The sequence below is a fragment of the Candidatus Cytomitobacter indipagum genome (genome assembly GCF_008189285.1).
Lineage (GTDB): Bacteria > Pseudomonadota > Alphaproteobacteria > CAJXXZ01 > 1604HC > Cytomitobacter > Cytomitobacter indipagum.
Genome location: NZ_CP043315.1, coordinates 506162 through 524343, shown reverse-complemented (window position 1 = coordinate 524343; position 18182 = coordinate 506162). Strand labels below are relative to the sequence as shown.

The 18182-nt window shown below is 30.2% G+C and carries 18 protein-coding genes, 2 tRNA genes and 1 other RNA gene; 12 read left to right on the top strand and 9 right to left on the bottom strand.

Annotation, left to right across the window (positions count from 1 at the left end):
• Positions 1–27: 27 nt before the first annotated feature.
• From FZC35_RS02275 to FZC35_RS02245, 7 genes are all read left to right on the top strand, one after another.
• Positions 28–633, top strand: a complete 606-nt coding sequence (locus FZC35_RS02275) for a DsbA family protein (protein ID WP_148981032.1) — start codon at positions 28–30, stop codon at positions 631–633.
• Positions 623–1282 carry a phosphoribosylaminoimidazolesuccinocarboxamide synthase gene (locus tag FZC35_RS02270; RefSeq protein ID WP_148981031.1) on the top strand — a complete coding sequence of 220 codons (660 nt, stop codon included), beginning with the start codon at positions 623–625 and terminating at the stop codon, positions 1280–1282. Before FZC35_RS02275 ends, FZC35_RS02270 begins: the two co-directional genes overlap by 11 nt.
• A gap of 92 nt (positions 1283–1374) precedes the next feature.
• On the top strand, positions 1375–1647 hold the full coding sequence (gene acpP / locus FZC35_RS02265; protein ID WP_148981153.1) for an acyl carrier protein: 273 nt from the start codon (positions 1375–1377) through the stop codon (positions 1645–1647).
• A 6-nt stretch (positions 1648–1653) separates the two neighbouring features.
• Positions 1654–2931, top strand: coding sequence for a beta-ketoacyl-ACP synthase II (gene fabF, locus FZC35_RS02260; RefSeq protein WP_148981030.1), 1278 nt, complete (start codon positions 1654–1656; stop codon positions 2929–2931).
• Positions 2932–2936: 5 nt separating this feature from the next.
• Positions 2937–3755 (top strand): tRNA pseudouridine(55) synthase TruB, encoded by an 819-nt coding sequence (gene truB / locus FZC35_RS02255; RefSeq protein ID WP_148981029.1) that lies wholly within the window; start codon positions 2937–2939, stop codon positions 3753–3755.
• 16 nt (positions 3756–3771) lie between these two features.
• Positions 3772–4074, top strand: a complete 303-nt coding sequence (gene rpsO / locus FZC35_RS02250) for a 30S ribosomal protein S15 (RefSeq protein WP_246118472.1) — start codon at positions 3772–3774, stop codon at positions 4072–4074.
• Positions 4075–4077: 3 nt separating this feature from the next.
• Positions 4078–6252, top strand: coding sequence for a KH domain-containing protein (locus FZC35_RS02245; RefSeq protein WP_148981028.1), 2175 nt, complete (start codon positions 4078–4080; stop codon positions 6250–6252).
• A 1585-nt stretch (positions 6253–7837) separates the two neighbouring features.
• On the opposite strand, the gene rpsI is transcribed toward FZC35_RS02245, so the two are convergent.
• The 4 genes from rpsI to FZC35_RS02225 form a co-directional block, all read right to left on the bottom strand.
• Positions 7838–8374, bottom strand: coding sequence for a 30S ribosomal protein S9 (gene rpsI, locus FZC35_RS02240; RefSeq protein WP_148981027.1), 537 nt, complete (start codon positions 8372–8374; stop codon positions 7838–7840).
• A gap of 5 nt (positions 8375–8379) precedes the next feature.
• Complete coding sequence (gene rplM / locus FZC35_RS02235) at positions 8380–8859, bottom strand: 50S ribosomal protein L13 (protein WP_148981026.1); 480 nt, start codon at positions 8857–8859, stop codon at positions 8380–8382.
• Between the two features lie 222 nt (positions 8860–9081).
• Positions 9082–10875, bottom strand: coding sequence for an ATP-dependent zinc metalloprotease FtsH (gene ftsH, locus FZC35_RS02230; protein WP_148981025.1), 1794 nt, complete (start codon positions 10873–10875; stop codon positions 9082–9084).
• A 51-nt stretch (positions 10876–10926) separates the two neighbouring features.
• Positions 10927–11000: transfer RNA gene (locus FZC35_RS02225), tRNA-Arg, on the bottom strand.
• A 106-nt stretch (positions 11001–11106) separates the two neighbouring features.
• Here FZC35_RS02225 and FZC35_RS02220 point away from each other — a divergent pair.
• Entirely contained in the window at positions 11107–11853 is a 747-nt protein-coding gene (locus FZC35_RS02220; RefSeq protein ID WP_148981024.1) for a hypothetical protein, read from the top strand.
• Positions 11854–11993: 140 nt separating this feature from the next.
• Here FZC35_RS02220 and FZC35_RS02215 read toward each other — a convergent pair.
• Positions 11994–12065: transfer RNA gene (locus tag FZC35_RS02215), tRNA-Asn, on the bottom strand.
• A gap of 339 nt (positions 12066–12404) precedes the next feature.
• Between FZC35_RS02215 and FZC35_RS02210 the strand changes: the two genes are divergently transcribed.
• The 4 genes from FZC35_RS02210 to FZC35_RS02915 all read left to right on the top strand — a co-directional run bounded on the left by FZC35_RS02210 (position 12405) and on the right by FZC35_RS02915 (position 14375).
• Positions 12405–13034, top strand: a complete 630-nt coding sequence (locus tag FZC35_RS02210; protein WP_172619031.1) for a hypothetical protein — start codon at positions 12405–12407, stop codon at positions 13032–13034.
• A gap of 21 nt (positions 13035–13055) precedes the next feature.
• A complete protein-coding gene (locus tag FZC35_RS02920; protein ID WP_216362642.1) occupies positions 13056–13286 on the top strand; it encodes a hypothetical protein in 231 nt (76 codons plus the stop codon).
• Positions 13264–13560 (top strand): hypothetical protein, encoded by a 297-nt coding sequence (locus tag FZC35_RS02205; protein ID WP_216362641.1) that lies wholly within the window; start codon positions 13264–13266, stop codon positions 13558–13560. The genes FZC35_RS02920 and FZC35_RS02205 overlap by 23 nt, the downstream gene beginning before the upstream one ends.
• A gap of 434 nt (positions 13561–13994) precedes the next feature.
• Entirely contained in the window at positions 13995–14375 is a 381-nt protein-coding gene (locus FZC35_RS02915) for a hypothetical protein (protein WP_216362640.1), read from the top strand.
• On the opposite strand, the gene FZC35_RS02195 is transcribed toward FZC35_RS02915, so the two are convergent.
• The 4 genes from FZC35_RS02195 to FZC35_RS02180 all read right to left on the bottom strand — a co-directional run bounded on the left by FZC35_RS02195 (position 14372) and on the right by FZC35_RS02180 (position 18076).
• Positions 14372–15766, bottom strand: coding sequence for a replicative DNA helicase (locus FZC35_RS02195; protein WP_148981022.1), 1395 nt, complete (start codon positions 15764–15766; stop codon positions 14372–14374). The genes FZC35_RS02915 and FZC35_RS02195 overlap by 4 nt on opposite strands.
• A 42-nt stretch (positions 15767–15808) precedes the next feature.
• Positions 15809–16297, bottom strand: coding sequence for a 50S ribosomal protein L9 (rplI, locus tag FZC35_RS02190; protein WP_148981021.1), 489 nt, complete (start codon positions 16295–16297; stop codon positions 15809–15811).
• A 360-nt stretch (positions 16298–16657) separates the two neighbouring features.
• Positions 16658–17045: RNase P RNA component class A (rnpB, locus tag FZC35_RS02185), an RNA gene on the bottom strand.
• Positions 17046–17206: 161 nt separating this feature from the next.
• Positions 17207–18076, bottom strand: a complete 870-nt coding sequence (locus FZC35_RS02180) for a D-alanine--D-alanine ligase family protein (RefSeq protein ID WP_172619030.1) — start codon at positions 18074–18076, stop codon at positions 17207–17209.
• Positions 18077–18182 lie beyond the last annotated feature (106 nt).

Here is an 18182-nt window from a genome sequence, read left to right as displayed (position 1 = left end):
TTCCCACTAATAAAACATAATTGTTCAATGATCTTGCATAATTTAATAACTTTTTCCATTGGGATTTTGTCTGCTTTATTTTTTATTGAATTTTCACCAATTCAAACAGAAAGTTATAATAAGTATTATAATAAATATGACAGGGCTTCTTTGCTTGAATGTGAGAAAGATAGCGTTGTGATTTATTCATCTCCATCTTGCCGTTATTGCTCTGAATTTCATGTGAAATGTGATGACATTATTAAGAAATATAATAATAATAGATTTAATATAAGATATGTTGATATTTCTGTTAATGTTTTGGATGCAATAGGAAGTTCCATTATTATGCATTCTAACAATCCTGAAAAAATGCGGAAGCATATATTTAAAACTCAACAAATATGGTTTAATGAAAATGATATTCTGCTTTCCTCTCGCAAATTGATTGATTTGTGTAGTAGACTAGAAAGCATAGATTTACAGAAAATTTATTCAAAGATTCCTATTTTAATTAAAGAAACTAGGGATTTATGTTCTTCATTAGGTCATGAAGCTTTACCTACGGTATTGTTAGTGAAGAAGTTGGAAGGAGTAAGAGCATTGAAAAATATGACTGATATATTCCGATTTGGAAGTTTGTATGTACGTTGATAGTGGAAGCTTAGGCCAAAGAAAATTAATATACTCTGGAACTACTAAGAAAATATATGGAGCTAGCAAAGACACTTTAGTGATTCATTATCCTCAGAATTTACAGAATGATGTTTGGAGAAATTACGCATCTTCCATGATATGGAAATACCTGTCTGGCATGGGTATAAAAAATCACTTTATACAAAGGTTGAGTTTGAGAGAGCAATTAGTTAAAACTGCAGAAACATATTCTGTTTTTGTAAAAGTTTATAATATTGTTTCAAGAGAAATGCATGAAAGGCTTGGAATCGAAGAGGGAACATGTTTTCACAAACCTCTTCTGGAATGGCATTTAAAATCAAAAGAACTAGGGAATCCTGTAATTTCTTTAGGACATATACGACATTTTGAATGGCTTAAAGAGGAGCAAATTGTTGAAATGGAGTCTGTGGCAACTAGAGCAAATGATGTTTTGCAAGCTTATTTTTATTGCAATAATATGAGGCTAGGAGATGTTGTATTAGAGTTTGGAAAAATAGATGGAAACATAGTTTTAATCGATGAGATATCTCCAGAAACATGCAATTTTTGGAATGTAGAGGCAATAGAAATGCTTCAAAAAGATGAAGTGTATAAAAATATGAAAAATATGAATAAATTTACCTAAGAATGCTTCGGTATAATTGTTAAATTTATCAATATCTATGGATTTTTTGTTTTGGTTATGGTAAAAACTTCTTGTTAAGAGGAAAATATTATATGGACAATCAAGAGATACAGAATCAGGTTTTTGCTATTATTTCTGAAAAGTTAGATAAAAAAGTTAGCGAAATTTCTGAAAAGTTAAATAAAAATGTTAGCGAAATTAGTTTAATGAATGATTTGGGAGCTGATAGTTTGGACTCAGTTGAATTAGTTATGGGACTAGAAGAAAAGTTTGACATTTCAATTGAAGATGAAAAAGTTGAAGAATTAAAAACTATAGGTGATATAGTTAGCTATATTAGCGCAAATATTACAACAAAAGGATAATTGACTGTGAAAAGAGTAGTAGTTACTGGATTGGGGATTGTTTCTCCGCTTGGAAATGGAATTAAAAGGAATTGGGATTCTATTAAATCTCATAAATCTGGATTAGCAAAATTAGGAGAAGGATATGATAAAATTCCTTCCAAGGTTGCTGGTTTAGTTCCTGTTGGTTCTAATGAAGGGGAGTTTAATATAAATGATTTTATGAGCTCTTCTGAGCAAAGAAGAAATGGATTATTTATATCCTATGCTGTATCTGCTGCAACCGAGGCTGTAAAAATGGCCAATTTAGATAGCATTGAAGACCGAGAAAGAATTGGAACTTGTATTGCATCAGGAATTGGTGGATTGCCAGAAATATGCAGTACAAGCAACGTGTTTGAAAAACAAAAAGAAGAATATGGATCTAAGAGAATTAGCCCATTTTTTATTCCTTCTGTTTTAACTAATTTGGCCCCAGGCTATGTAGCAATAAAATTTGGATGCAAAGGTCCAAACTATGGAGCTTCTAGTGCTTGTGCATCTGCTGCAAACTCTATAGCTGATTCTGCGATGTTAATCAAAGAAGGTCATGCTGATATTATGATTGCTGGAGGAGCTGAAGCTGCTATATGTCCGTTGGGAGTTGGTGGATTTGCTGCTTTAAGAGCATTGTCTACTTCATTCAATGACCGCCCAGAAGTTGCATCTAGACCATTTGATGCTGGACATGATGGGTTTGTAATTGGAGAAGGTGCTGGTGTTTTGGTATTAGAATCTTTGGACTCCGCTTTGGCTAGGAATGCAACAATATACGGCGAATTACTTTCATATGGAATGACATGTGACGCTAGTCATATTACTACTCCTGATGGAAAACAATCAGAAAGAGCTATGTCTTTTGCAATAAAAATGGCTGGATTGAACCCTGAAGATATAGGATATGTTAATGCTCATGCCACATCTACTCCTGTTGGGGATAAATGTGAGATTGGGTCCATTAAATCTGTTTTTGGAGATCATGTGTATTCAGATAAATTTGCATTATCATCTACAAAATCTTATACAGGGCATTTGTTAGGAGCTGCAGGTGGAATAGAATCTATTTACACAATTCTATCTCTTATGAATCAACATATTCCTGCAACACTAAATGTTGAAAATCCAATTGAAGAAATTAGTGGAATAAATTTTGTTCCTAAATGTCAGGATCATAGCTTTAAATACGCTATATCTAATTCTTTTGGATTTGGTGGAACAAATACATCATTATTATTTGGCGCATATTCAGCTGATAAAAAAAGTTGATAAAAATGGATAATGGAGTTTTAATTTTAAATAAGCCGCGAGGTTGCACTTCAATGGATTTAATCAGAAAAAGCAAACGAGAGTTAAATATAAAAAAAGTTGGGCATGCTGGAACATTAGATCCTATGGCTGATGGAATTCTTCCTATTCTAATAGGGGAAGCGACAAAATTCACAACTTTATTTCATGATCAAACTAAAAAATATACATTTTCTGTTGAGTTCGGAAAGCATACAGATTCTTACGATGAAGAAGGAAGTGTTATTGATGAAACTGATGTAATTCCTTCAAAAAGCATGATATTGGAAATGATTCCTAATTTCTTAGGCAAAATAATGCAAGTTCCTCCAAAGTTCTCTGCATGCAAAGTAGACGGTCGCAGAGCTTATGATTTAGCAAGAAAAAATGTAGATTTTGAATTAAATGCAAAACAAGTTGAAATTAAATCTTTAGTTTTAGATGAATTCAATGCTCCATTTGCAACTTTCTCTACAGAATGCACTTCTGGCACTTATATTCGCTCTTTAGCAGTTGATATTGCAAAGAATCTAAACAGCTTATGTTATGTAAAAAGTCTTACCAGAACGCATTATTGGTATTTTTCTGAAGATTCAGAAGGAAAAATAATTGACTTGAAAGACGTTCAATGGGAAAGCAAAATTGATCTATCAAGCGAGCAATATGATAACTTAAAACATGGAAGAACAGTGAATTATACGCATTATGATGGAGAAGTGGTTGGGCTTTATCAAGGCGATGTGATAGGTATTTTAGAAATGCGAGAGGGTATACTTTATCCAAAACGTATGTTAAAATATGCTTGATTTTAGGAGAATTTTAGTGGAGAAATTAGTAGAGAATTTGGTGAGTAAAGAAGATATTGTAAATATCGATAAACAAGAAATCATCAATCAATTCAGAGAGCACGACACAGACACTGGGTCTTCTCAGTTGCAAATTGCTCTTTTGACAAAAAGAATTCAAGAAATGAGTGAGCATCTAAAAACTCACAAGAAAGATTTTCCTGTACAAAGAAGATTAAAGCAACTTGCAAGCTATAGAAAAAAATTAGGTTTGCATGTACGCAAGCAAGGCGAAAACAAGTTGCTTGAGCTGAATAAAAGGTTGGGATTGCGTAACTAATATATGTCTAGTTATATTATTGGAGGATCTCCTATAAGTCTAAGAAATGATATTATTAGACCAAATAGCGATGGGTCTGTTCTTATTCAACATGGAAAAACTTCAATTCTTTGTACTGTATGTATAGGGAATTGGGAAAATCAAGCGGATTATTTGCCTTTGCAAGTTATTTATCAAGAAAGAGCTTATGCTTCTGGAAAAATTCCTGGAGGATTTTTAAGAAGAGAAGGAAAAAGCGATAAAGAATCTATAATTTCACGTATGATAGATAGATCTATAAGGTCTTCTGTTGATAGTTCTTACAGATTTAATATGCAAGTTATTTGCACAGTTCTTAGTCATGACAATCAATATTGCTCTGACATGTTATCAATTATTGGAAGCTCTGTTGCTATGCAATTAGCTGGAATTCCATGCGTGCCAATTTGTGGTTATAAAATGAGTTGGAATGGTGAGAAGTGGAGTTTTGGAACTTCTAAGGACAGAAAGCATGCTTTAACATTTGCTAAATCTGCAAATGGAATAGTTATGTTTGATTCATATGGAAAGCCGGTTAAAAGAAGTGTGATTTCTGAAGGGATTAATTCTGCTCAACAAGATATTAATAGTATTTTGCAAATGTGTAGCAATTTTGTTTCTGACAAAAAATCTGAAGTCAAGGCCGCTCCTTTAGTAGAGAGAAAAAATATTTGCATAGATACATCTGCTTTGCTTGAGAAAATGAAGAAGAATGAAAGTATTAGCAGTGAAAAAGAAGATTTTATTTCTAAATGGGAAAACGAATCAGTTGGAAAAGAAAAATGGAATCAAATTATTAGATCTATAGCGAGAAATTATTTGGTTTGGTCTGGAAAAAGATTTGATGGGAGAGGGTTGCAAGATTTAAGAAAAATGCAATTTGAAACATCAATTTTAAATGGAGCCAATGGAAGTGGATTATATTCTAAAGAAAATACCCAAGTCCTTGCTTCTGTGACTTTTGGAGAAAATGAAGATTCGCAAATAATAGAGTCCTTGGATGGAAATTATAAGGATAGATTTATATTTCACTATATGTTTGATCCATATTCATGCGGAGATATAAGAAAAGTTTGCGTTTCTAGAAGAGATATAGGTCATGGAAACTTGGCAAAAAGATCAATAAGACAAATAGCAGAGAATAAAAAAGTTTGCAGAGTTGTGGCTGATGTGATGAGCTCTGATGGATCTTCCTCAATGGGAAGTGTGTGTGCTTCCTATTTGGCTATGCGTGATGCTGATATTAATATAGAGCCTGTAGCTGGAATTTCTGTTGGAATGATTGCTGAAGGATACAAGCATTATCTTTTGATGGATATAAATGCTCAAGAAGACGCTTGGGGAGATATGGATTTCAAAATAGCTGGAACAAAAAATGGAATAACTTCTATACAGATGGATATAAAAGTTCCATATATTAATATGAATATGTTTGAAGATGCCATGTTATTAGGAATGAAAGGTATTTCTCAAATAATTGATATGTATCCTGAGAATTTAAAGAATTATCAAAGAGATGATTCTAGCAGACAGTCTCAGCAAAATAAATCAGATAATAAGAAGAGTTATGCAAAAAAAGATGAGCGTGCATTAGAAAGAGATAAGTTGAATAACAATTCTGATGATCAGAAAAGCGAAAAGAAAAATAGAAAAAGCAAGATTTTAGAAAATAATGCAACTCAACTAGATAAGATAATTCCTTCTGATAATGATAGCTCTCCAAAAAAAGATGCAAAAAAGAAAGGCAAAATCAATTTAGACATACCAAGCGATGGAGTTATTAAGTTTAGATTAGATAGCGAAATAATTCCTTCGTTAATTGGAAGAAAAGGCGTTGTGATTAATGATGTGTCTGAATCTTCTGGTGCGCAAATAGACATTGGAAAGCAAGATAACTCTATATCAATTTCTGGTAAAAGAGAAAGCATACAAATCGCTTTGAGTAGAGTATTTCAAATTATGAAAGGTGATGAAAAAATCACTTTTGGTCAAGTTTTTGAATTAACTGACAATAAAATAAAAATTATTACATTTGATGGAGAGAGGAAAAATGTTCCTTGGGATGGAGCTTCTGACATTAAAGTAGGAGATTTCATTAAGGTTACTGTTGGAAGATTTGGCCATTTAAAAGAAGTAATAGATAATATATCTTTGCAGTGATATTTATACTGTATATCTTACAATGTATTTATTAGCTAAATTCTAAATTATATTATTTAGAAGTTTTCTGCTTTACTTTTCATGCAATTTATTTGCAAAAATCTTTTTATAGGAATTTTTTAAATTATTATAATTTGCAATAGCTTTCAAGTAAAATAAATCTTCACAGTATTAATATATAGAAAAATTCAAAAGATGATTTTCAAAAAACATTAAAATTATATTCACTTATAATATTTATAAAGCATAAATTAAATGCATTATGAGGCAGATTTTTTATAATCGATAAATTGTTATAATTTATTGTTAGAGATGAGTTGGATTAATAAATAAAACAAACTTAAAGATAAATGTAATTTTGATATAAAAATTCAAAAGATAATTTGATAGAAAAATTTCCAAAACATATATCATGCTTTTCATGTTCCTTTTTAAATGAAGAAAGGGTTTATCTAAATGCAATAATATTAAATCCAAAACATATATCATGCTTTTCATGTTCCTTGTTAAATGAAGAAAGGGTTTATCTAAATGCAATAATATTAAAAATGCAGAAAAAATTAAGGATGAGGTAGAAATAATTCTAATATGTATTGAGCAAAGAGCTTTGACGCAATAATTTTAATAAAAGCATCTTATTGGCTGTCAAACTAATAGAAAAATGATCTTAAAAAGCTTTATGCTGCATAGTTTAATCATTAAGATAAGAAGAATGATTTGAGATCGAAAAAGACATGGCACGCTTATAAATCATTGATTTTAAGCTGACAAATGACTTTAATAAAGCGCAATAAATAATTATGTTGCATAATGTCTTAATTGCTTGTGATGATCCTAAATTGACAAAAGATACACTAATTAAGAACTTAATACTTTGTAATAATTAAGTGAGACGATTAAAAAAAATGAAGAGATTAAGTTTTTGAATGGCAGAAGATGCATTAATTGAAAATTTAATGCTTTATAGAAATTAAATAGAATATTGAATTCTTTTGAATTTTTAAGTTTGTGCTATTTATTGAATTGATTTTCAAGTATTTGCATATTTTATTAAACGATTATTCGCTTGAAAGCTTTAGATAATTAATTTATCAATTCTTACGCATTGTTTTATTCAATACATTTGAAAGCATCTCCAAACAATTTAAGATTTATTTTTCTCTTAAGTTATAAAATGGAATTTAACACGCTAACGCATTAAAATTTATTTGTAATTTTATATTGTGACAATTAATTAGCTTTTTAAAAACAAAATTTGCATTTTCATCAATTATTTTATAAATTTAAAGTCTCTTTAACAGGCTAATTTATTAATAAAGTAGTGAATAGCTGTGATATTAAAGCATTAAAAATGTAAATTTATAATGTTAAAGTTATGAATTTATAAGTCCATTTTTTATTTATCAAGCAAAAGCATATATTTCTTTGCTTTTTCTATTGATTGAAAATAATAATTTGATAGTAAATTATTATATTTTTTAAGTAATATAAAATTCTAAAAATGCGAAACAGATGCATTAAAATGATCTGTAATAAAAATAATTGTGAATTGTTTAAAAACAAACAATTGCAAGAAGTAAAAGCTTTATCTTTTACTGTATTGAGTAACTTTACGAGCTTTCAAGTGACCATATTTTTTACGTTCAACTTTTCTAGAATCTCTTGTAAGCAATCCTTTTTTTCTTAGAATTCCATGTAATTCAGGATCAAAACAAAGCAATGCTCTGCTTAATCCAAGCTTTACAGCTCCACATTGACCTGTAAGACCTCCACCTTTTACGGTGCTCATTATTTCATATCCTTCAGTTTCAGTTATTAAAAGATCTAAAGGGCTTTTAACTTCGTCATTGTAAAATTCTCTTGAAAAATATTGATTAACATCTTTTCCATTAACAGTGAAGTTAGCTTTAGATGAATCTTGTTTTTTGAACCAAACTCTAGCTACAGAAGTTTTCCTTCTTCCAGTTCCATAAGATCTTCCAAGCTTGTCAACTTTTCTTTCTCTTACCATTGGTTTTAACTGTTTTGATTCTGCTTCTGTAGTTTCTGCAGAAGAATCCATGTCAGTTTTTACAGCTTCAATAGAATCTGTAGATTCAATATTATCTATATTATTTTCCATAAGAATTACGCCTCCCTTTTAGAGCTAATTTTATAGCTTTTAGCATTATCTTTAAAGAAATCCCACACAACAGGCTTGTGATTGTCATAGCTATGATTGTTGTCTTTGAATATTCTTAAGTTTCTTAACTGCAAATTTCCCAAAGGTCCTGAGGGAAGCATTCTTTTAACAGCAGTTCTAACAATTTCAGTTGAATCTCTTTCAAGTCTTTCTTTAATTGTTCTATGCTTTATTCCTCCTGGGTATCCAGTATGCCAATAGAATTTTTTATTCTCTACTTTTTTACCGGTCAAAGCAATGTAATCAGAGTTGATTACTACAACAAAATCGCCACAATTTGCTCCAGGAGTCATAATAGGCTTATGCTTTCCTCTTAACAAGGAAGCGACCTGAGTACAAAATCTTCCTAGAACCAAATCCTTAGCATCAATCAACCACCAAGTTTTATTCTTTATATCAATCGATTTAGGTACAAATGTAAACACTCTTAAATTTAAAATAAAAATAAGAAAATGTAAATAGATATTAGGTTTATTAGCGTGTATAAATGAATATTTTAGTGAAAAAATAGAAAATATTCATTGAGTAAAATTATTAAAGATTTCTATATTATATATTAAGCATAATCGCATTGATTGTTGTGTTATATTTATAGAAATCTTAGGAATTTAATTAATTAAATGAAGCTAAATGAAGTAAAGTATTTTTTAAATAATCGCTTTGTCTGTTAATAAACTTTCAATTTCTTTTCCGCTTAATTCTTCTTTTTCTAGCAAAGCATTTGCTAATTTATGCAAATGACCTAAATTACTTTGAAGTATTTGATAAGCGTTGTTAAATGCATTAGAGGTTATTTGTTTTACTTGTTGATCAATGATTTGATACATGCTTTCAGATGTTGAATTAGAATAATCTCCATCACTATATGAATAATGAACATATCCTGCATCTCCCATTCCCCATTTGGTTATCATGTTTCTTGCTATATTTGTTGCATATTTTATATCAGAGGACGCGCCTGTGGTTACATAATTTTCTCCAAAAATCATTTTCTCAGCAGCTAATCCACCCATTGCAACAGAAAGATCATCAAGTAATCTTGCTTTGGTGACAGACACTTGATCCTTTTCAGGTAATCTAACTACCATTCCCAAGGCATGCCCTCTAGGTATTATGGTAGCCTTGTGTATAGGGTCGGAATATTTGCTTTTTATAGCTACTAGCGCATGCCCAGCTTCATGGTATGCAGTTAGCTTTCTCTCTTCATCATTGATTGTAATTGACTTTTTCTTAGATCCCATAATGACCTTATCTTTTGCTTTTTCAATATCATCTTGGCTTACGCTAGATTTATCGTTTACCGCAGCATGAATAGCTGCTTCATTGATTAAATTGCTCAGATCTGCTCCAGAAAATCCATATGTTCCTCTGGCTATTTGGCAAATATCAATAGAGTTGTCTGAAACTATTTTTTTGATATATATTTCTAGTATTTTTTTTCTGTCTTCTAAATTAGGCAAAGAAAATGTAACCATTCTATCGAATCTACCTGGGCGCAATAGAGCGGGGTCTAGGATTTCTTTTCTGTTTGTAGATGCAAGTATGATTACTCCTTCATTATGAGAAAATCCATCCATTTCAACTAATAATTGATTTAAAGTTTGGTCTCTTTCTTCGCATCCGCTACCAACTCCACCTTTTCGATTGGCTCCTATTGCATCTATTTCATCTATGAAAATTATACAAGGAGCATTTTTCTTCCCAGTTTCAAACATATCTCTTACTCTGCTTGCACCAATGCCTGCAAACATTTCTATAAAGTCTGATCCTGATGTGTAGAAAAATGGAACATTAGCCTCTCCAGCAACACTTTTTGCAAGAAGTGTCTTACCAGTTCCTGGAGGCCCAGAAAGCAATACACCTCTAGGTATTTTTGCTCCTAAGTTAACGAATTTTTTCTTGTTTTTTAGGAAATCTACTATTTCTCTTAACTCTTCTTTTGCTTCCTCTGCTCCAGCAACATCTGCAAATGTAACTTTTTTATCATTTTTGGTTGCGAGTCGAACTTTTGTTCCTCCAAACATATTTCCAGCTTTTCCATTTTTCCCGCTCATTTTTCTCATAGAATAAAACATCATTCCAACTATCAACAATGAAGGAATCCATGATAAAAGAAGTCCGATCCATGTGATCAAAGAGCTGTCTTGAGAGTAGGAAGCCTCAACATGAACTTTATTGTCTATCAAGCCTTTAATTAGATCTTTATCAATATATGGAGCTATAGTAGAAAATTGCTTTCCATTTTTTAGAAATCCTTTTATATAAGGACCTCTCACTACCACAGATGAAATATCATTCTTAATTGCAAAGTCTGAAAAAGCTATATCTTGCACATCAGTTTGCTCGGAGTTTTTAAGTAAGTTGGCTATCCCTATTACTAAAACCATAAAAACAAACCATAAAACTAAATTTCTATTATTTCTATTATTTTTATTGAACACTATAAGTATATTAATAAACCTTCAAAATGAAGTCAATTGATAAAATGAAAACACGCTCTATAGGATTCGAACCTATGACCTGTAGCTTAGAAGGCTATTGCTCTATCCAGCTGAGCTAAGAGCGCGTATAGAATTGATCTCATAAATTGAAATTCTTTGCAAGTGCATCAGGGTAAAAAGTTTAATAATTATATGTTTTTTGTTAATTTAATTAATTTATAATTACTTGTAATGAAATTAAAAATATTGTTTTTGTCTTGTTGTGTTGCAATTTATTCGCATAATGATGATTTGGTTGTTAAGAGTGAGCCTTCGTTTCACTTGGAGGATAGTTGTGGTCAAATAAATGAGTTTTATTTGGATAACCTGCAATCTATCGTTCTCGGCATGATAGATATGAAATCTTCACTGCATAATTACTATAATAGCATTGAATCTAATTGTGGGTTAATGAATAACGAGAAGAGGTTAGAAATATTGAATAGTATGCGCAAAATACATTCTATGATTGATTTTTTACGCATATTGAAGAAGAATTTTTTTGATAAAAATGAATCAAGCTCAAACCTTACAGAAGTAGATGTTTTTTCTTGTGATTTAGATGATATTGAGAGTGATGTAAGATGTTTTATTAATCAGTTAAGCGCAAGCAGTAAAATGATATGTAATGCAATTAATTATGCGTTTGTTGAAGAAGAAAATGAAGAGGAAGATGTTTCAATTGTTAGAGTTAAATATTACTGTAGCGCATTAGATTTTCATTTGAACAATTTGTTATTTTTTATTGAAAATTCCAATTTGAATTCTGATGCTTTGTCTGCAAATGAACAAAAAACAAACGAAATTACAGTTGATATGGAAATGGCACAAGAAAATCAAAAAAGCTTTTGTCTGATCAGATTTTGTAAAATAATAGGAGACTTTTTTGGAAGATGTAATAATATCAATAAAATTCATCCAGAGATATACAAAAGTTAGATTAAATTTAATCAAGATATATAAGTAATTAAATTTAAATTATAGATAAAATAACTTAAATTTTTAAATTTATAATAACTTAAAGTAATTAGAATATTAAAAATAACAATAAAAAATAAAAAATTGCTTTTTTGAAAAACCTCCCCGGGCTGGGATCGAACCAGCGACCAATTGATTAACAGTCAATTGCTCTACCGCTGAGCTACCGAGGAATAAAAAAATTATTACAAAAATTGAGGAAAAAATCAAGTCTTCATGAGTTTAAATTTTTGATATTTTTTAAATAGAATGGTTAATAATATTAGGAAGAATTATTAGGAAAATTTATGACAAGATAAGTAAGTTGCATAAGGCAACGAAGTATATTTGCAGCTTGTATTGCTTTAATCAAATTGTGCAAAAATGCAGTTTGTGTTGTTTTGGCAAAATTATGCAAAATTTATTGATAAATTCTTTGCTTTTATATATTTTTTAAATACTTGTTTTGCCATGTACATTGTGCTAAAAAAGTTTCAATGATGAAATACAGTAAAATCCTCCAATTATTTTCCATGATATGCATTGCAGATATCAGATCCAGAAAGGAATTATTTGATAAATGTGCAAGTGAGATAAAATCTTATAATATGGCAAATTTAGAAAAACTTCGTACTAAAGAAGGCTATCAAGAATGCTTAGAGATTGCAGGTCGAGAAGAGGCGTTAAAGCGATATTATGCTTATCAAATTAGGAAAATAGAAAATAATCCGTCTCCGTATGGATATAATAAGTCCGATCTTGATACGATATATAATGATATAAAAAAACATGACGAAAAGTTTGGGCTATCATCTGGAATTGATGCGTTTTATATATTTTACGTTATCTTAGAAGATGCTTTTGATTTTCGCAAGCACATGACTCTTATTAAAGCTAATACTGAATGTGGAGATTACAATATTTCTTTGCATGAATTGCAACTCGAATATATTCCAGGCGCTATTTTAAATTGTTTAAAAAATTTAGAATCAATATCACTTTATATAGGAGGTAATAAATTAACTGAATTACCAAAGGAAATATGCAATTTATCATTGCGGTCATTTAATTATATTGGGCATGGAGGAAATGATGAGAATTTGATCGCTAACTCTGATCCAGCAGTAAAAGAATGGTTTGATCGTGGGTGCAAGGCTTTGTAAATTGAAGAATGTGAAGAGGTTGTGATAAAAGATAATTTATTGAATGGTGGTTTAAATTTGAACAATGATTTAAATGTATATTATCCAAATGTAATAACGTTAAAAATAGAAGGAAATACGATTGAGATATATGATACTGACGCGAGTTTTTTGAAGAAAAAGTTTCCTAAATTTAGCATATTGAATTTATCTAACAATAACTTGAGCAGATTGCCAATGGATAGGAGGGTTGAATTATCTAACAAGACTTGATGTGTCAAATAATGAACTAACTACATTGCCAAAAGAAATAGAATCGCTGAATGAATTGGTATCGCTTAATATATCAAATAATAGACTAACCATATTGCCAGAGGAAATTTGTAGTTTATCGTTGAATTCATTTATTTGTTCAGGAAATGGTGATGATTTGCTAGTTAATTCTGGTGCAAGAATAAAAGAATGGATTATGAGCTATGCTAGACGTATAAATGAACATAATGGAGGGCAATCTGAAGTATCTGAGGAAGAAATAGGAGGAGGGTGAAATAATTCTTCATTTTAAATGATATGTTGAATTTTATGCTAACTTTTACAGTTTTTATGCCATAAATATATAGAATTAGTTTTTTTAATTTATTATCTCTCGCTATTTATTTCTCATTTTTAATATTTCCAGATCAATGTTTTGTATTTCTCATTTTATAAGATAAATAAATATTTTACATTTCCCATTTTGCAAGATAAAGATTTTATATTTTCATTGAAAATAATCATTCAAATTTACCATATTCAGTTTGCTATAAATTGCTTGTTATCTAATTGCATTAGTTTGCAAGATTTAATTGTTTTGATATTTCAATTTATGTATTTAAATTATTTAACCATCTATTTCATTAAATTCATAGAATTTCAATTATTTATGAACTACTTCCCTATATCTTACAACATTTTTGTTTTCTCTATTTGTAAATAAATTAGTTGAAGTCAAGCAGTATTTATCAAATAGCACTTGCTATGATGCTCAGATTATTCAGATTATTCAGATTATTCAGATTATTCAGATTATTCAGATTATTCAGATTATTCAGATTATTCAGATTATTCAGATTATTCAATTATTATTCAGATTATTCAGATTATTCAGATTATTCAGATTATTCAGATTATTCAGATTATTCAGATTATTCAGATTATTCAGATTATTCAGATTATTCAGATTATTCAGATTATTCAGATTATTCAGATTATTTGGGTTGTTTGGGTTGTTTGGGTTGTTTGGGTTGTTTGGGTTGTTTGGGTTGTTTGGGTTGTTTGGGTTGTTTGGGTTGTTTGGGTTGTTTGGGTTGTTTGGGATTTTAAGCAATATCTAGATCGTAGAATTTAGTCATTGCATCCTCAAATCCTACTTGTACATTTTTGATTGGACCGTGTCTTTGTTTTGCAATCATGATTTCTGCCAGATTGTGTATTTTTTCCATTCTAGCTTGCCATGCTTCCATTTTGTCAGATCCTTCGGATGGTTTTTTGCGTGATTCGTAATATGCTTCTCTAAAAATGAACATTACAACATCAGCGTCTTGCTCAATTGTTCCTGATTCTCTTAAATCAGCTAATTGAGGCCTCTTGTCATCTCTTTGCTCTACTGCACGAGATAGCTGTGACAATGCAATGACAGGCAAAGATAATTCTTTGGCTAATGATTTTAGAGATCTAGTTATAAAAGATAATTCTTGAGTTCTATTATCTTGGTTGGTCCCAGCATGCATTAATTGCAAATAATCTATTATGATTAAGTCTAGTTTTTCTTGCCTATGCAATCTTCTTGCTCTTGTTCGTAGTCCAGAAACAGTTAATCCAGGAGTATCATCAATAAATAAAGGTATATCAAGCAATTTTTGCGATGTTTTAGTTAACATATGCATTTCATGTTCTTGTATTGCTCCTCGTCTTATTCTATCTGAAGGTATATTTGTTTCAGAACCAAGAATACGCAATGCAAGTTGCTCTGAAGACATTTCGAGTGAGAAAAATGCAACTTTTTGTTTTCTCATAGCAGCTCGAAATGCAATGTTAGTAGCCAATGCAGTTTTACCCATCGATGGTCTAGCAGCTAATATAATAAGATCTGATTTATGAAATCCTCCCAATGCTCTATCCAATCCATGCAATCCTGTTGCAACTCCAACTACATGATCAGTGCTTCTGAAAGCGATTTCTGCTTGTTTTACAGCTAAATTTAATGCTTGTCCAAATTTTACATTGCTTTTTTGTATTCCTAAAGTCGCTAAAGAAAATAAATTATTTTCCGCACCTTCAATTTGATCCAATGCATTTTGCTTCAGCTTCATATCATATGCTTCGCTTTTAATTTGATCGCCAATTAAAATTAATTGCCTTCTAAGGTATCTATCAAATATTTGTTTTCCATAATCTTCTGTATGTGAAAGTGATATAATATAAGATTCTAAGTTTTTAAGATAGTCTTCTCCACCATAATCTTTTATTGACTCATCCTTAAGGAAAAAAGGCCATATTGTAATTGGGTTAGCTAATTGACCTTTGTTGATTACATAAGATATATGCTCAAATATTTTTTGATGCAAGGGGTCAAAGAAATGCTGAGGCAATAAAAATTCAGATACATTTTCGAAAAGTAAATTTTCATGCAATAATGCTCCCAATAAAGCTTTCTCAGCCTCTATAGCACTGGGCAGAACACATACTATTTTATTCTCAGATTCATCGGTCATAATTATTTCCATCAATATAAATTATTAGTCAAATTTAAATGCTTATGAAGCAACAGTAGGAGCTTTTACATTAATAGTAATGTTAGCTTTGTTTCCATATGTGTATATATTTGCATTAAAAGTTCCAACTTCTTTAATTGCTTTCATAACAATATCTTCTTTTTTGATTTCAAAGCCTTTTTTAGCAAGTTGTTCCATTATATCTTTGTTAGAAACAGATCCGTAAAGTCTAAATCCATCAACAGTATTGTGTACGATATCGATTACAATTTGATCTATCTTTTCTTTTGCAACTTTACCTTCTTGTTTCTTTGCAGAGTCAACTTTAAGCCATTCTTCTTTTTGCTTTTCCATAGTTTCTAAGTTAGGTTTATTAGCAATCATGGCTTTATCAGATAAAATCAGATAATTGGAATAACCTTTTTTCACTTTGATCAAATCTCCAGGAGATCCTTTGCCTCTTAAACTGACCTTTAAAACTAAACTTATCAATTTATTTAGTTTATTTTTTTTATTTTTCTTGCTACTCATATAATTTCTCTCAAAGATATTTTCGTCAAAAATGATTTTTAAATCAAGGGTTGAGAGAGATTTATGGAATTATGATTGTCTTTATAGTTATTATTATGAATATACAGCTAAATATTTTTTTGTTATTGAAGTGTAATTTTACAATTTTTATGCTCTTTGATTGTCTTTATAGTTATTATTATGAATAATTATGAATATACAGCTAAATATTTTTTTGTTATTGAAGTGTAATTTTGCAATTTTTATGCTCTTTGATTGTCTTTGCAGATATTATTATGAATATATAGGTAAATGTTTTTTTATTATTGAAGTGTAATTTTACAATTTTTATGCTCTTTTTACAATTTTTATTGATTGAATTATTAATTGAAGCCAATAAGCCGGGTTCTGTTTTATGTTGTCATTTATCTCTACTTTACATTGCTGCAAAATTATAGCATTCAACCCAAGGGCATTAGTGAAGATGCAACCCTTTGCTCGAATTTGCTCCAAGTGGGGTTTGTCATGCCTGTTTCATTGCCAAAACAGCGGTGCGCTCTTACCGCACCATTTCAACCTTACCTAAAAATTAATTCCTAGGCGGTATATTTTCTGTGACACTTTCCCTAGATATATTGCTGCTAGTAATTAGCAATTATATACCCGCTGGCCATTAACCAGCACTTTTTCTTCATGGAGCCCGGACTTTCCTCTAAATATCTATCAATCAAATGATCGACAAAAGTCTAGCGACAACTCAGCTTCAAGAAAATATTAGGTAATTTAAACTGAATAGTCAAATAATTTGTTAGTTTGATTTGAAGTATAAGCTTAATAAGCAAAGGATTTCCTGGGGATTTATTAATTTAAGATACAAAGGATTTATCTGAAAATTTGATTAAAATGAAAAAAAGTTATTTATTTTATATATTAATTGATCAATAAATCAATCATATCTTCATCAGAGTATCCATTTAACTTTAATATTCTTGGAATTAAAACCATTCCTGGTATTGAGTTATAATCTATAAAATAAGGCTTATCTGTAACTTTAAAATCAATTCTTGCAATGCCCCTTCCATTTACGTGATTATATAATTTTGAAGCATAGCTTTTTGCATCTTCAAGCATTTTATCGCTTACGCCATAAATTTTTGGATCTATAAATCTCACATTTTCATCAGTATTTTTAGCATGAACAGTATATATTTGATCATCATGATCTATTAAAATTGTTCCAAGGCATTTCCCTTTCTTAATCGCAATACACAATTCAGGACCATCAATTATTTCTTCATAAATCAAAATAGGATCTTTTGCTGCATGATTAATTTTTTCATTTTCATTGTTTATTACGTCTATTCCATAAGAAGATCCACCTCTAATAGGCTTTATTATATGAGGGTAGCAGTGAACTTTTTCAATGTATTTAGATTCTGATACATATCCACTTTTAGGAATTGGAACGCTCAATTCTTTGCATAATTCATGCATTATATGTTTGTTCATTGATGTGTGAGCTTCTTGAAAGCTTGGCCCAGTGTATGGAAATCCTAATTTATCTAAAAAGATTTGCGCATACCCATCTTCACCCCAATATCCATGAACTAAATTTATGATAACATCTGGAGAAATATCAAGAATTTGCTTTCTAAGATTTAATAAGCCATCTGCTGGATCTAAATTGACAATATGCGCATTAGAATGCTTTATTTTAAGTAGGGAGATAACCGTTTTAGCGCTCTTTAATGATGCAAAAGGCTCTGTCCATCCACCAGATAATATAATTATATTTTTCATTTTTAGAATAATAACATATTGTAATATTTTATGCATTCATGTATTTGATGAAATTAGAGATTATTAAATTCATTAATATTATTAATAAGTAATAATTAGTTGAAAA

What these genes read in the sequence shown, in the direction of transcription:
- truB (WP_148981029.1), top strand. Translation starts at nt 2,937, where the DNA reads ATGGATAATGGAGTTTTAATTTTAAATAAGCCGCGAGGTTGCACTTCA.
- FZC35_RS02270 (WP_148981031.1), top strand. Translation starts at nt 623, where the DNA reads ATGTACGTTGATAGTGGAAGCTTAGGCCAAAGAAAATTAATATACTCT.
- FZC35_RS02210 (WP_172619031.1), top strand. Translation starts at nt 12,405, where the DNA reads ATGATATGCATTGCAGATATCAGATCCAGAAAGGAATTATTTGATAAA.
- FZC35_RS02245 (WP_148981028.1), top strand. Translation starts at nt 4,078, where the DNA reads ATGTCTAGTTATATTATTGGAGGATCTCCTATAAGTCTAAGAAATGAT.
- FZC35_RS02180 (WP_172619030.1), bottom strand. Translation starts at nt 18,076, where the DNA reads ATGAAAAATATAATTATATTATCTGGTGGATGGACAGAGCCTTTTGCA.
- rplI (WP_148981021.1), bottom strand. Translation starts at nt 16,297, where the DNA reads ATGAGTAGCAAGAAAAATAAAAAAAATAAACTAAATAAATTGATAAGT.
- acpP (WP_148981153.1), top strand. Translation starts at nt 1,375, where the DNA reads ATGGACAATCAAGAGATACAGAATCAGGTTTTTGCTATTATTTCTGAA.
- FZC35_RS02220 (WP_148981024.1), top strand. Translation starts at nt 11,107, where the DNA reads ATGAAATTAAAAATATTGTTTTTGTCTTGTTGTGTTGCAATTTATTCG.
- FZC35_RS02275 (WP_148981032.1), top strand. Translation starts at nt 28, where the DNA reads ATGATCTTGCATAATTTAATAACTTTTTCCATTGGGATTTTGTCTGCT.
- FZC35_RS02195 (WP_148981022.1), bottom strand. Translation starts at nt 15,766, where the DNA reads ATGACCGATGAATCTGAGAATAAAATAGTATGTGTTCTGCCCAGTGCT.
- rpsI (WP_148981027.1), bottom strand. Translation starts at nt 8,374, where the DNA reads ATGGAAAATAATATAGATAATATTGAATCTACAGATTCTATTGAAGCT.